The organism is Leptotrichia sp. HMT-225 (assembly GCF_030644325.1).
GTDB lineage: Bacteria > Fusobacteriota > Fusobacteriia > Fusobacteriales > Leptotrichiaceae > Leptotrichia > Leptotrichia massiliensis.
The window spans coordinates 2348823-2363787 of sequence record NZ_CP130323.1; the positions used below are offsets into that span (position 1 = coordinate 2348823).

Below are 14965 nucleotides of genomic sequence, written 5' to 3' on the forward strand. Positions count from 1 at the left end.
TCTTTCTATTTTTATAATTTTTTGTTAATTTAAATATACTATTTATTATCTTCAAGTAAAATATCAAATAATTCTTTCCAGTTTTTACAAAACGGATTTTCAATATTTTTCTCTAAATTTCCATCAAATTTTACATTTTCCCCATTTATTAATATTTCCATTTTTTCAGCTAATTTTTCAGCATCATCAGGTTCAAAAAACATTACATTTTTATAATTTCCTAACGTTTCATGAGCGTACTCTAAATCTGCTAAAAGTATATTTTTACCAAATATTTTTGCTTCTGAAATTGGCAATCCCCAAGTTTCAAGTTTAGATGGAAAAATAATATTTTCTGAACTTTCATAATATTTCATAAGTTCTTTTCTTTTTAACAAGCCTAAAAATTTTATATTCTTTAAATCTTTATATTTTTGAAACAATTTTTTGGAATATAAGTTCTCACTACCATCAACTGTTAGATAAACTGTAAAATCTGTAACATTCTTTTCTTCCAATATTTTCACAGCCTCACAAATAACCTCAAAATTTTTAAAAATCCTAGGAAATGAAGGATATAAAAAACTTTTTTTTACTGTTTTCACATTATTTTGTCTAGTTTTCTCTAAATCTAAATCATCAATAACAACATTAGGATGAGCTACAATTACATTTTTAATTTTAAAGATCTGTTTAAATTTTTTTCTAATCCAGTCTTGCTGCACCACAACAAAATCATTTTTTCGAATATTGATTCTATAGGCATATTTATAAAACTTAGAAAACATAAACATTTTAAATTCATTAATCATATCCTTTTTATTCATATCATAAAAAATACTAGGATTGTGACAGTACACAACTCTTTTATCAGCTCTTACATTCGGTGTCATATCATGTAGTGAAAACCATAAATAGGGTTTCAATTTTTTCGATAGTTTCTTAAAATAAAAATATTCATAATACATTCTTTTTAAGTAACTTTTTTTAGAATCTTTAAATTCTATAAATTCTATTTTTGATTCATACTCTGAAAATAAATTTCTGTCATGAACTAGTGCTATTATTCTGTATTCTTTTAAAAAATATTTTTCTAGACATCCAAGGCATTCCTTATAAATTGTTAAAGGTCCTCCTTCAGATAAATTTATCCCAGATAGAACTATTTTTTTCATTATTCTAGTATCCTTTTTCATAATTTTATTTTATAATCCATTTTTAAAAATGGAAATATATAAATGGATTAAAGTTAGAACCTGCTAAAAATATAACTGATAGCAAAAAGAGAACGATATAAACAAAATTTCTAAATATTTCATAGTAAAACTTACTTTTAAATACATTATTCAATAAAATATTTTTTAATTTAGGAACTATTGGAGTCGAAAAAAATATTGTACATACTACTATAAATAGTTTCAAAGTTTCAAGTTCTACAAAAAAACTTTCCATATAAATAAAATTAGGAACAAATAATTTTTTTAAGTATTTTAGAGCAAAAATAAAGCTATTTGATCTAAAAAATACCCATCCTATAATTACTATAATCATCGTATAGAAATGTTGTAAAGTTTTGGGAATTTTTTCTAAAAATTTTTTCAATCCTAATCTTTCTATTATCAAAAATAATCCATGAAATATTCCCCAAAAAATAAAATTCCAAGAAGCTCCATGCCACAATCCTGTTAAGAAAAACACTGTCAAAAGATTTATATAAGTTCTAATTTCCCCTTTTCTATTTCCTCCTAATGGTATGTAAAGATAATCTTTAAACCATTGTGATAATGATATGTGCCATCTTCTCCAAAATTCTTGTATATTTCTTGATACATAAGGATAATTAAAATTTTCTAAAAAATGAAATCCAAATATTTTTCCTAATCCAATTGCCATATCTGAATATGCTGAAAAATCAAAAAATATTTGCATAGTATACCCAAAAATTCCAAGCCAGGCTAAAGGTGTATTTATTTTTTCTAATGGCATGTTAAATACTATATCAGCCCAGGTTCCCATAATATTTGCAATAAAAATTTTCTTACCAAGACCCAATATAAATCTCTTAATTCCTTCATCAATTAAATTAATATCTACTTTTCTATTATTTATTTCTTTTTCAATATCAATATATCTCACTATTGGTCCTGCTATTAATTGAGGAAACAACATAATGTATAATCCTAAATTTATAAATTTCTTTTGAACTTTAATTTCTTCCCTATATAGGTCAATTACATAAGTCATAATCTGAAATGTAAAAAATGAAATACCTATAGGTAAAGGAACAGAAACAATGTTAATTTTAAAATTTGGTATAAAAATTTGAATAACTGCTTGAAGATTCAATAAAATAAATGAAGAGTATTTAAAATAAGCTAGTATCCCCAAATTCCATACAATTGATAGAGATAAAATTAATTTCTTCCTTCTTCTATTTTTTTCCATCCATATACCAAACAAGAAATTTATATATGCAGAAAATATAAATAATATGGCGTATATTAATCCTCCCCATGCATAAAAAATAAGAGACATTATAAAAAGCCAAAAATTTCTATATTTTGGTTTTATTAAAAAATATCCAATAATTGTTATTGGTAAAAATAAAAATAAAAAAATTGCTGAAGCAAAAACCATATTTGAAAATCCTTTCCTATTTTTCTTCTAATTTTTTCAAATAATTTTTCAAATTATTAATAAATTCAATATGTGATTTTGGTAAAGCCATACTCGTATGTTCTATTATTAAAACATCATATTTATCTACAATATCTTGATAATCTTGTTCCGTAATTCCTATTTGATTAATTTTGGACATCAAATTTTTATTTTCATAGTAAAGTTCAACATTATATTGATCATAATCAAATCTTTTTATTTTATTAAAAGGCATATTTCTCACAAAATATTCCTGTATTGAATAAAAAAAGCTTGTAGTTATTGCAAAAGCATTAACATTTTTTTCTGTTGAATCATCAATTATCAGCTTTCTATTATAATACCATGGATCATTTTTTATAAAATATACATTTAATAAATTTTTTGCATCAATATCACTATCATTAGTTGGTTCTTTAGAAGTTTGGATTTCTGATAATTCCAATCTAGGTAAAGTTATTCCAGTATTTCTCAATTTTTCATTCATTTCATATATTATTTGAGAACTTCCAATATTATTCCAATGAATACCTTTAATAGGAAAAACTCTTTTCCCAGTTTTTTTTAGTTTTAGCATAGAATCTGTTGCATCTATATTTAAAATATTATTTTCATTCAAATATTTTATCAATTTTTTTCTCAATTTTGATTTGTTTTCTTCTGTTGTAATTTTTTCAATTACTTTAAATCTAATAGGCATATTTTCATTATATATTTCTGCTTTATTAGGAGTAATTACGTATATCAACTTTTTATTTTTTTTTTCTAAGTAATTATTTATATACTTTATATTATTTAAATATTCCTGAATCTCCTTTTCATTAGCTTCATAATTAATTCTACCAGCTAAACTAGATATGTCCTGTAAGTTATTATTATTCACATTATATAAATCATAGAGTAAGTATCTTTTAGTCCAAAGTAGTAAATATAAATCATTCTTATTCCCTTTTTCTATAATATTTACTGAACCAAAATTATATAAAATTTGATTCATACCTTTTACTAGATAATTTCTTAAGGGAAAGTTTGTTCCAAAATATTTTTCATAGTTTAACTGATAGTTACCAGATAGCACTTCCATAAATCTTAATTTTGGTTCTTCCTTAACAATTTGAGTATCTCCTATTAATTCTGTTTGAAATTTCATTCTACATAAAAATAATAGACCTATAGATGATATTATAAATAGAAATATAGAAACAAATAGTATTTTTATAAATTTCATATTGTATAACCTTTCAATCTTTAATATTTTTTATTTACAAAATAGTATCTTTAAATAAATCTATTTTCTTGAATGATATAATTCTCAAAATATTCCTTACTATTCTATAAAAAATGAATAAAAAAAGAAAAAATTTAATAAATCAATAAAAATTATTATAGCTCTTTCTAGATAAAATAATTTTTTTGATATTATTAACTTTTTCATTTTTTATTTATTATTAAATATAACTATATAAGATAATAGTATTTATATTAAATTTAAAAATACATTTAAATTACACTTTCTCTATATATATATCATCAAAATTTTTTTCTCCCATTTGCTTAATTTTAGTTATATCATCAACTATTTTATGATTTTTTCCATTTAACAATAAAACTCTTGTTGCATATTTACTAACTGTTTCTAAATCATGTGTTATCAATATTATCGTTTTTTTATTTTTAATTAAATTTTTAAAAGAACTAAAACACTTTTTTTGAAAATTAGCATCTCCAACTGCTAATATTTCATCAAAAATATAAACATCTCCATTTGCAAACATTCCAATAGAAAATGCAAGTCTCATTAACATACCTGATGAATAAAATTTTAATGGCGTATCTATAAAATCTTGTACTTCAGCAAAAGCAAAAATTTCATTTATTTTTTCTTTAATATATTTTTTTTTCATACCTAGCAAAACACCATTCAATATAGCATTATCATAACCACTTAATTCACTATTAAATGCAACACCAAGTTCTAAAAAAGGAACTATTCTTCCACTAACTTTAATTTGACCTTTTGTTGGTGCAATTGTCCCAGCTATCATTTTTGCTAATGTTGATTTTCCCGCACCATTTTTTCCAACAATACATAAAATTTCTCCAGCTTCTATTTTCATACTTAAATTTTCGACAGCAGTTAATTCTTCAATTTTTTTATTTTCTTCTTTATACTTCTTATAATTTAGCAAAAAACTTTTTAAAGAATTAAATGGTACTGTATACTTTTTAAATCTTTTACTAACATTAGTTAACTCAATCATAGATAATCAGCCACCTTTAATCCTAATCTTTTTCTCACAATCATTGCAATTAAAATCCAAAAAATTATAGACAAAATAAATGAAAATAAATGTTCTGGAGCCTGCCATAGACCACTTATACCAAAAAATGAAGCTTTCATCTCTTCAATAGGATAAGCTAATGGATTTAAAAAATAATAGATTTTTAAATATTCTTTAGGAATTGTTATTGTATATATTATAGGAGTAAGAAAAACTCCATATGTTAAAACAATATCCCATATATTCTGTAAATCTCTAAATAACACATTAACAGTTGATAAAATAATATTTATAGAAATAATAAGAATACTATAGAGTATTAAAAAAAATATAAAATTTAACAAACTGAAGAAGGAAATCACTATTACTTTTTTTTGTATTACAAACATAATAATAAAAATAACCATAGTTAGTAAAAAATTCATAAAAGCTGTTAAATAGGCAGCCATCGGTAATATTTCTTTCTGTATCTTTATTTTTGTTACAATTGATTTTTTACCGATATATGAATTTAGTCCATTACCTGTTGCCTCAACAAAAAAATTCCATAACAAAACTCCTAAGAATAATCTTAATGGATAGTCCTCTGAAACATCAATTTTTAAAAATACTCTAAATACTGTGTAATATGCAAAAAATTGTAATAAAGGTTTTAAAAAAGACCATAAAAAACCTATCTTACTATTTTGATATCTTGTTTTCAAGTCCATTTGAGATATAGTAAATAAAATTTCCTTACTACGAATCATTTTTTTAAAGCCTCCTCAAATATATCCATGTGTAATCTTACGTTATTTTCAAGGTTATATTTTTCTAAAGATTTATCTATTGCTTCTGTATAATCTTCTTTATAATTTTTTATTTTTCTAGCAAGTTCTACATAGTTTCCTATATCAAATTTACTAAATGTATTTGGATAATATTTATTTAACTCTGCAAATGCTTTATTATTTGAATATAGAGATTTTATTTTTGTTTCTAAAACCAATGATGCTATTCCTGAACCTCCTTGATTTACTTCCATATAAGGTAATACTGCAAAATCACAGCAATATAAAGCATCTAAAAAATCATCGTCATCTAGATTACCTAAGAAAAGAATTCTATCAGTGATGGAAATTTCTTTTTTAGGCAACATTTCTTTTCCATTTAACTCTTCCTGTTTTTTTAATTCATCTACCATATTTAAAAGTTGTGATATATATGGATCACACTTAGAAAATTCCTGTATAGCCATTGGATGTTGAGAACCAAAAATTAGAAGTTTATAATTATCAGGTAAGTATGACAATGCTTTTATTATTGTTTCATGACCTTTATATTCAGAAATATATCCAAATATACCTATTAATTTATCGTTTTTATCTAATTCATATTTTTTTATAAATTCTTCTCTTTCTTTATCATTTCTTTTTCTTAATCTTTGATTTTTATCTAAAAATGTTAATGGAAAATCATATACATTATGAAAATCGAAAAATCTTTCTATATTTTTTTTATCTTTTTTTGTATGAACTATAATATTAACATTATGTTTTTTAGAATGATTTTTTATTATTTTAACAATATCTCTATACAATTGTTTAAAATATATTTCATTTTTTATTAATCGGATATTTTGTACTATATTTTTACTTGAAAATAATATTTTTAAAGTTTTCAAACTAAACAATAATCTTGGTAAGTCAATTCTATGCATAGTAACTATCAAATTATTAGATGCTTCTATTAGTTTTTTTACTCTTCTAAGTATATCATTTTTATTATTTCCATATAATCCTGCTTCAAATTGTATGTTCACATAATCATAATTTTTTAAAGATTCTGCAAGTTCATTAATATGTTCATCTGCTATTTTTCTTATATTTGATGCATTACTTGATAAAACATCTAACTGTAATGATAAAACATCCACTTCATAGTACTTAGCAAATTCTCTTCTTAAAACCTCAGTATAAGATGCATTTCCACAAGATTCATTATAACTACTTATTATTGCTAATTTTTTCATACATTCTCCTTTTTTAAATTTCTATTTTTATCTCAGATAAATTTAATATTTTTTTTAATAAAGAATTATCTAATAATGTACAATTTGCTCTTTTTTCTGTAAAAATTTGATTATTATTTTCCATAGAAATAGGAATTATTAATTCTTCATTGCAATTATATTTTCTTGCAATCATTAAACCAATATCATATTTAGACAAAATATCATCACCAGATATATTAATACACTTAGGTAGTGCTGAAGTGTAATTTTCCATTAATTCTAGTATTATTTTTGTTAATGTATTGAAATCTAAAGCTGTTTTTAAAGCATCTGAAAACATTTCAACTGAATTTCCATTTGTTATTTCATCAACTATTTTATCATAAAAATGTTTTTTATTTTTATCTAAGCTTGGTCCAATTAAAAAGGGAAAACGTAATACATTATATCCATAACCTTTAATAAGAGCCTCAGCAACAATCTTGTTTTCTCCATAAATATTCACAGGGTTCAAGGAATCTGATTCAGAAAATTTCTTATCTGCTTCACCAGCACCATAAACCATCTCTGTAGAAGAATAGAATAAACAATCTACATTTTCAATAGAATTTATAAAAGAAGATAACGATGTAACATTAATATCCCATGCTTTTTTAGGATTTTTTTTTACTAAATCAGGTGCATGATATGCAGCAAGATATAATACTTTTACTCCATTATACTCATTACATTTTTTATTTATTTTTTCAATATCCTCTTGCTTTGTTACATCACATTTTATCCATTCTACACGCTCTGTATTTTCTTTTCCTTCTATATTACAATCAGCTGCTAAAATTTTCTTTTCTGTCTTCTCTAAAATATTTTTTATCATATATGATCCAACAAAACCATTTGCACCAACTATTAAATAGATATCCTGTTCATTTTTCTTATTCATAAATATCTTTTTCTCCATTTTCTAATTCAACTCCTTTATCATACATAGATACCATAACAGTATCTTCTAAAAAAACAAATGTATGCTTTATATAAGGAGTTATCATAAACATTTCTCCTTCCTTAAAATTTTCTTCCTCTTTTTCATCACCTTTTTCTAAGAATAATTTTATTTTTCCACTAACTATATAAAATGCTTCATTACATATTTTATGATAGTGCCCTCCCCTTTTAGAATCTTTTTTTGAATATAAAACATTTATCTGTTTCCAACCTTCTCTTACTAACTGTATTAACGAGCCTTCACTATTTTTAAATTCAAAATTTGGTTTCATTCTCTCAACTAGCATTACAACTCTCCTTACTTTTTTATTAATTTTAAAATTTAGATAGATTTAAATTTAATTTCTCTTTCTACTAATTTTAAATCATTCTTAACCATTCTTTCTACCAATTCTTCAAATGTAACTTCTCGTTTCCACCCTAATGCTTTTTCAGCTTTTGCAGGATCTCCAATTAGGATATCAACTTCTGCTGGCCTAAAAAACTCTGTATTTATTCTAACTAATGTCTTTCCAGTTTTAGAATCCTTCCCTACTTCATCAATGCTATTGCCTTCCCAAACTATATCTATATCGACACATTTAAAAGCTTTTTCAACAAATTCTCTAACTGTTCTAGTTTCATTTGTTGCAATCACATAATCATCTGCTTTATCTTGTTGTAACATTAACCACATTGCTTTTACATAATCCTTTGCATGTCCCCAATCACGTTTTGCATCCAAATTTCCTAATTCCAAAACATCTTGAACACCTAATTTTATTCTTGCCACCGCATCTGTTATTTTTCTTGTTACAAATTCTTTTCCACGTCTTTCAGATTCATGATTAAATAAAATTCCTGAACACGCATACATATCGTAACTTTCTCTATAATTTTTAGTTATCCAATGACCATATAGTTTCGCTACTCCATATGGACTTCTAGGATAAAAAGGTGTATCTTCATTTTGAGGAATTGCTTGAACCAATCCAAACATTTCACTCGTAGATGCTTGATAAAATTTTGCATCAGGTTTTATAGTTCTTATTGCTTCCAATATATTCAAAGCACCAATTCCATCAATATCTGCAGTTGCTGCAGGTTGTTCCCATGAAGTTCCCACAAATGATTGTGCAGCCAAATTATACACCTCATCTGCTTGTGAAATTTGCATTGCATTTATTAATGAAACCAAATCTATCATATCAGCATAGATAAACTTTATCTCATCTTTTCTATGTGCTATATTTCCAAAAGTAGTTACACTTTTTCTTCTCATAAGTCCATAAACTTCATATCCTTTTTCTAATAATAATTCTGCTAGATACGAACCATCTTGACCATTTATTCCAGTAATTAAAGCTCTTTTCATTTATATTTACTCTCCTATCTTTTTATTTTATAAATATTCATTTCTATTACAAATTTTTAAATTACTAATAACCTCTTTAACTTCCTGTGAATTACTTTTATGACAAATCAATGTTACATCATCAGTATCCACAATTACTATATCCTCTAATCCAATAGTTGCGATAAGTTTTTCATTACCTTGTATTATTGAATTTTTTGTTTTTATGCTTATAACATTTCCACTTATAACATTTCCATCTTGATTTGTTTTGTTAATTCTTTCTAGTGAAAGCCAGCTTCCCACATCATCCCATCCAAAATTTCCTGGAATTACATAAATATTTTTAGCTTTTTCCATTATCCCATAATCTATAGATTCTGATGGAAGATTTGGAAATTCTTTTCTTAACACTTCTTCATATTCTTCTGTATTTATTGACTCTCCTATTTTTTGCAGTCCTTCATAAATTTCTGGCAAATATTCTTTAAAATTTTTCAAAATAGTTGATGCTTTCCATACAAACATTCCACTATTCCATAAATATTGTCCACTTGTTAAGTATTCTTTAGCTTTTTCTAAAGTTGGTTTTTCCACAAAACGCAAAACTTCATAAATATTTGTACTATCTTTAAAGTTTTGACCTTTTGTAAAATTAATATACCCGTATCCTGTTTCAGGATAATTTGGAGTAATTCCTATTGTTGCTAGATTATCATCTTTTTCAACAACATCTAATGCTATTTTCAATGTATCAATAAAAATTTCATTAAATTTAATTAGATGATCCGAAGGTAAAATTATCATTTTTGAATTTATATCCTTTTTTGCAATATGCATTGCAGCAAGTCCAATGCAAGGTGCTGTATTTTTGGCAATTGGTTCAATGATAATATTTTCTTTTGGTATATCTGGAATATGTTCTAAAACCAAATTTTTATACATTTCATTTGTTACTACGTAAACATTTTCAATGTCTACTAAATTTTTTACTCTTTCAACAGTATGTTGTATCATGGATTTCCCATCATCTGTTAAAGATAAAAATTGCTTTGGCAAATTTGTTCGGCTTTTAGGCCAAAACCTTTCACCTTTTCCACCAGCCATTATTACTATTGAAGTCAATGTAGCTCCTCCTTTTTTTATTTAAAATTTTATTAGTATATTTTCTGAATTATAGAAAACAACAACTACTATTATAAATTATTTTTTTAATAAACTTTCTAAATATTTTTTATAATCACAATTTTTTAACTTATTTATTATTTTAACAAGCACTTCTTTGTCTATCCAGCCTTTTGTATAGGCAATTTCTTCAAGACAAGCAATATAAAAACCTTGTCTATTTTGAATTGCTTCTACAAAATTTGAAGCTTCTAACAAACCTTTTGGTGTTCCTGTATCAAACCAGTTCATGCCACGTCCGAGAGTTTTTACTTTTAATTTTTCTTCAATCAAATAAAGCTCATTAATTGATGTTATTTCTAACTCTTTACGTTTTGATGGTTTTAATGTCTTAGCTTTTTTTATAACTGTATTATCATAAAAATACAGTCCTGGGATTGCAAAATTTGATTTGGCGACATTTGGTTTTTCTTGTAAAGAAATAACATTTCCATGTTTATCAAATTCAACAACACCATAATCACTGGGATTTTTCACTGGATAACCAAATATCATTGCACCATTATTATTTAATTCTGTTTTTTTAGAATTTTCAAAATACTCAATTGCTTCTTCAAGAATTTTTGAAAATCCATTTCCATAAAATATATTATCTCCCAAAATCAATGTAACGTTATCACAATTAATAAAATCTTCTCCAACCAAAAAACATTCAGCAATTCCATTTGGCTCCTTTTGAATTTTATATTCAATATTTATTCCTAATTGTTTTCCATCTCCAAGAAGATTTTCGAATAACAAGATATCTCTTGGTGTGGAAATTATTAAAATATCCTTTATATTTGCAAGCATAAGTACAGATAAAGGATAATAAATCATAGGCTTATCATAAACTGGCAATATTTGTTTGGAAATAGATTTTGTCAATGGATAAAGTCTTGTGCCAGAACCTCCAGCTAAAACAATTCCCTTCATAAGTCTCCTCCTTAAATAAACCATTTAATAAACAGAATTTTTTCAATTTCAATATTATTTCCCTTTTCCAAATAAAACAGCCTTAGCCGTTTTTGCAACAATAAGCACATCAAGTATTAAGTCCTGATGTTTTAAATAGTATAAATCATATTCAAGTTTTCTCTTTGCATCATCTAAACTTTCGCCGTATGGAAACATTACTTGAGCCCAACCTGTTATTCCAGGTTTTATAAGATGCCTTAAATTGTAGTAGCTTATCTGTTCTGCGTAATCTTTGGCTAGTATATCCCATTCTGGACGTGGTCCAATAAAACTCATTGTCCCTTTTAAAATATTCCAAAGTTGTGGTAATTCATCGATTCTTGTTTTTCTCATAAATTTCCCAAATTTTGTAACTCTTGTGTCACAATCCAAAGTATACTTTGAATATTTTTTAGGATCATGCAGTTTCATACTTCTAAATTTATAAACTTTGAAAGGTTTCATATTTTCGCCTATTCTTGTTTGTTTAAATATAACTGGTCCTTTAGATTCGCATTTAATAATTATTGAAGTAATTAATGCGAGAGGAGAAAGAACAACCATCAAAATTAATGCTAGTATTAAATCCATTCCTCTTTTTATATTTCTTTGCATTTCATTGTTCAAAATATCAAATCCATTTGATTGTAAAATCCATTCTTCATTTATTTGATTTATATCAATTTTCTTTTGGATATCTTCATTGAATTCTTCATAATTCATTATTTTTAATCCATTAATTTTCAAATCAAAAATACGTTTTGAATATTTTTTAAAATCAGGACTTTTTATATCTTTTACAATTACTAGAATATCCACATTATTTTTTACAATAATTGACTCCATTTCATCATATTTTCCAATTAAATATTTTGTTGCTCTAGTTTTATTATTTGAAATATATCCAATATAATTATAGTCAAGGGTATTTATAATATCTTCTTGGATATTATTGTCTATATGATTTGATCCGAATATTAATACATTTTGTTTTTTCATATAAATTGAACATATAATTTTTCTAAAAATTACTTGAAACACAAATATTAATCCAAACATATAAAATACATCAAAACGTTTCCAAAAGGCATATAACATTACAGAAAAAATAATATCAATTCCTAAATTTATAAAAACATCTTTAAGCCTAAAACGTTCTGCATAAAAATCCAGTTGCCCAAAATATAAACTTTACAAATATAAATAAAATAAATATAAAATTTGTTAAATATTTTACTACATAGTCATATTTATCTAATAAAAGACTATAAATCATATATAAAATAAAAATATATAATATACGTATGCGTATATCTTTATTTAGTTTCATAATTATTCATCCTCACTTAACAAATCATTTATATAGACTCCATGTAAGAACTATTCATTCAAGATTTCATCTTAATTTTTTTACTAAGTTTCAAGTAAAGAATAATATTTTCTAAGACAAAAAATTATAATTTGTATTAAATAATTTTAAATGAGAAAAAAGATGAAAAAATTTATTTGAATTTTTGTGTAATATAGAAGTTTTTATTCTCTATTTTTATACATAATCACAGTATGAGTATAACATATTTTATTATGAAATTCAAGTACCGATAATTCAAGAGAAACATAGCTTTGAAGTAATTTTAAACGTTATACTCGTATATTTATAATTTTTTATTTATATATTTTAAAAATTTAATCATAACTTATACTTATACTTACTATCTCATAACAAAGTAGAAGCTAAATCCAGCAATCTAAATCTTTGAAATTGTTATTTTACTTAAAATTTGATATACTAAATTTATAAAAATAAAAAATATGGAGGGAGAAAAATTATGAATTTTAATGATTACAAATATAAGCATTTGGACTTGGAAAAAATAAAAGGAGAATTTTCAGAGCTGATAGATAGTTTTGAAAAGGCAGAAAATGTAGAGGGACAAATTGAGGCGTTTGATAAAATTATAAAGCTGAGAAATCATATTGAAACTATGCAGATGCTTGTTTCGATTCGACACAGCATTGATACGAACGATGAGTTTTATGATAAGGAAAATGAGTATATGGATGAAATTAGTCCAATTTTATTTGGGTTTACTAATGATTTTTATAGAGTTCTTGTGAATTCAAAATTTAAAAACGAACTTGTCGAGAAATATGGAAAATTATTGTTCGACTTGGCAGAAAATACATTGAAAGTTTTCTCGAACGAGATTATTCCAGATGCACAGGAAGAAAATAGATTATCTAGCAAATATTCAAAATTGATTGCTAGTGCAAAAATTGATTTTGATGGGAAAGAGCTTAATTTATCGCAAATGGTTCCCTATACGCAATCAAAGGACAGAAATGTGAGAATTGAAGCCGCAAAGAAAGTGGCTCAGTTTTTTTCTGAAAATCAAGAAGAATTTGACAATATTTATGATTCGCTTGTAAAAGTGAGAACTAAAATGGCACAGAAAATGGGATATAAAAATTATGTGGAATTTGGGTATAAACAGCTGTCAAGACTTGAATACGATGCAAAAATGGTGGAAGGTTACAGAAAGCAAGTACTTGAAAACATTGTTCCACTACATACTGAACTTCGTAAAAGACAGGAGAAAAGACTGGGAGTGGAAAAACTTAGATTTTATGATGAGGCTATAAAATTTAATTCTGGAAATGCTGATCCACACGGTTCACCTAAATGGATTCTGAGTCATGGAAAAACGATGTATAAGGAATTGTCGAAGGAAACTGATGAATTTTTTACATTTATGACTGAAAATAATTTGCTTGACTTGCTTTCTAAAAAGGGGAAAATGAGTGGCGGATACTGCACTTACATTCCAGAACATAAGGCTCCATTTATTTTTGCCAACTTTAATGGGACTGCACACGATATTGATGTTTTGACGCATGAAGCAGGACATGCTTTTCAAGTTTATCAAAGCCGAAGTTTTGATGTACCTGAATATTTATGGCCAACTTACGAGGCTTGTGAAATCCATTCAATGAGCATGGAATTTTTGACTTGGCCCTGGATGAATTTGTTCTTTCAAAATGATACAGAAAAATATAAATTTATTCATTTATCAGAAGCTCTTCTATTCATTCCTTATGGAGTAACTGTAGATGAATTCCAGCATTGGGTTTATGAAAATCCAGAAGTTACTCCACAAGAGCGTCGTGAAAAATGGCTTGAAATTGAGAAAAAATATTTGCCAACTAGAGATTATGGGGAAGCCGATGAATTGAAAAATGGAATTTTCTGGTTTAGACAAGGGCATATTTTCAGCTCGCCATTTTACTACATCGACTACACTTTAGCCCAAGTCTGTGCTTTCCAATTCTGGATAAAATCAAGGGAAGACAGGGAAAAAGCATGGCAGGATTATTTGAATCTATGTAAACTTGGTGGAAGTAAATCGTTTTTTGAACTTATGAAATCTGCCAATCTTAAAAATCCGTTTGAGGAAGGAACATTAGCGGCTGTAATTCCAAAAATTAAAGAATATCTGGATAGTGTCGATGATATGAATTTGTAATTTAAATCATTATTAAAAATAAAATTTTAAAATATTTCTGTTTTTCTATTGATTTAAAAAAAATTTAGTGATA

13 protein-coding genes are annotated in these 14965 nt (G+C 25.3%); 1 reads left to right on the top strand and 12 read right to left on the bottom strand.

Going from position 1 to position 14965, the window contains the following annotated elements; all coding sequences use genetic code 11:
• Window positions 1-38 precede the first annotated feature (38 nt).
• From QU666_RS11255 to QU666_RS11310, 12 genes are all read right to left on the bottom strand, one after another.
• A complete protein-coding gene (locus QU666_RS11255; protein WP_036070101.1) occupies window positions 39-1154 on the bottom strand; it encodes a glycosyltransferase in 1116 nt (371 codons plus the stop codon).
• A 43-nt stretch (window positions 1155-1197) separates the two neighbouring features.
• Window positions 1198-2424 carry an MBOAT family protein gene (locus QU666_RS11260; protein ID WP_198012110.1) on the bottom strand — a complete coding sequence of 409 codons (1227 nt, stop codon included), beginning with the start codon at window positions 2422-2424 and terminating at the stop codon, window positions 1198-1200.
• Between the two features lie 208 nt (window positions 2425-2632).
• A complete protein-coding gene (locus QU666_RS11265) occupies window positions 2633-3787 on the bottom strand; it encodes a hypothetical protein (protein WP_036070098.1) in 1155 nt (384 codons plus the stop codon).
• A 355-nt stretch (window positions 3788-4142) separates the two neighbouring features.
• Entirely contained in the window at window positions 4143-4898 is a 756-nt protein-coding gene (locus QU666_RS11270; protein ID WP_021768066.1) for an ABC transporter ATP-binding protein, read from the bottom strand.
• A complete protein-coding gene (locus QU666_RS11275) occupies window positions 4895-5668 on the bottom strand; it encodes an ABC transporter permease (protein WP_021768065.1) in 774 nt (257 codons plus the stop codon). The genes QU666_RS11270 and QU666_RS11275 overlap by 4 nt, the downstream gene beginning before the upstream one ends.
• A complete protein-coding gene (locus tag QU666_RS11280) occupies window positions 5665-6930 on the bottom strand; it encodes a glycosyltransferase (protein WP_304984839.1) in 1266 nt (421 codons plus the stop codon). The genes QU666_RS11275 and QU666_RS11280 overlap by 4 nt, the downstream gene beginning before the upstream one ends.
• Window positions 6931-6943: 13 nt before the next feature.
• Window positions 6944-7852: an NAD(P)-dependent oxidoreductase gene (locus QU666_RS11285; RefSeq protein ID WP_304984840.1), complete on the bottom strand. Its 909-nt coding sequence runs from the start codon at window positions 7850-7852 to the stop codon at window positions 6944-6946.
• Window positions 7845-8201, bottom strand: a complete 357-nt coding sequence (locus QU666_RS11290; protein ID WP_021768862.1) for a cupin domain-containing protein — start codon at window positions 8199-8201, stop codon at window positions 7845-7847. Before QU666_RS11290 ends, QU666_RS11285 begins: the two co-directional genes overlap by 8 nt.
• Window positions 8202-8236: 35 nt before the next feature.
• Window positions 8237-9268, bottom strand: a complete 1032-nt coding sequence (gene gmd, locus QU666_RS11295) for a GDP-mannose 4,6-dehydratase (protein ID WP_021768863.1) — start codon at window positions 9266-9268, stop codon at window positions 8237-8239.
• Between the two features lie 27 nt (window positions 9269-9295).
• Window positions 9296-10372 (bottom strand): mannose-1-phosphate guanylyltransferase, encoded by a 1077-nt coding sequence (locus QU666_RS11300; RefSeq protein WP_198012116.1) that lies wholly within the window; start codon window positions 10370-10372, stop codon window positions 9296-9298.
• A 78-nt stretch (window positions 10373-10450) separates the two neighbouring features.
• Window positions 10451-11347, bottom strand: coding sequence for a glucose-1-phosphate thymidylyltransferase RfbA (rfbA, locus tag QU666_RS11305; protein WP_021768865.1), 897 nt, complete (start codon window positions 11345-11347; stop codon window positions 10451-10453).
• 54 nt (window positions 11348-11401) lie between these two features.
• Window positions 11402-12466 (bottom strand): exopolysaccharide biosynthesis polyprenyl glycosylphosphotransferase, encoded by a 1065-nt coding sequence (locus tag QU666_RS11310; protein ID WP_370528901.1) that lies wholly within the window; start codon window positions 12464-12466, stop codon window positions 11402-11404.
• Window positions 12467-13197: 731 nt separating this feature from the next.
• Here QU666_RS11310 and QU666_RS11315 point away from each other — a divergent pair.
• Window positions 13198-14892: a M3 family oligoendopeptidase gene (locus QU666_RS11315; RefSeq protein WP_021768867.1), complete on the top strand. Its 1695-nt coding sequence runs from the start codon at window positions 13198-13200 to the stop codon at window positions 14890-14892.
• Window positions 14893-14965 lie beyond the last annotated feature (73 nt).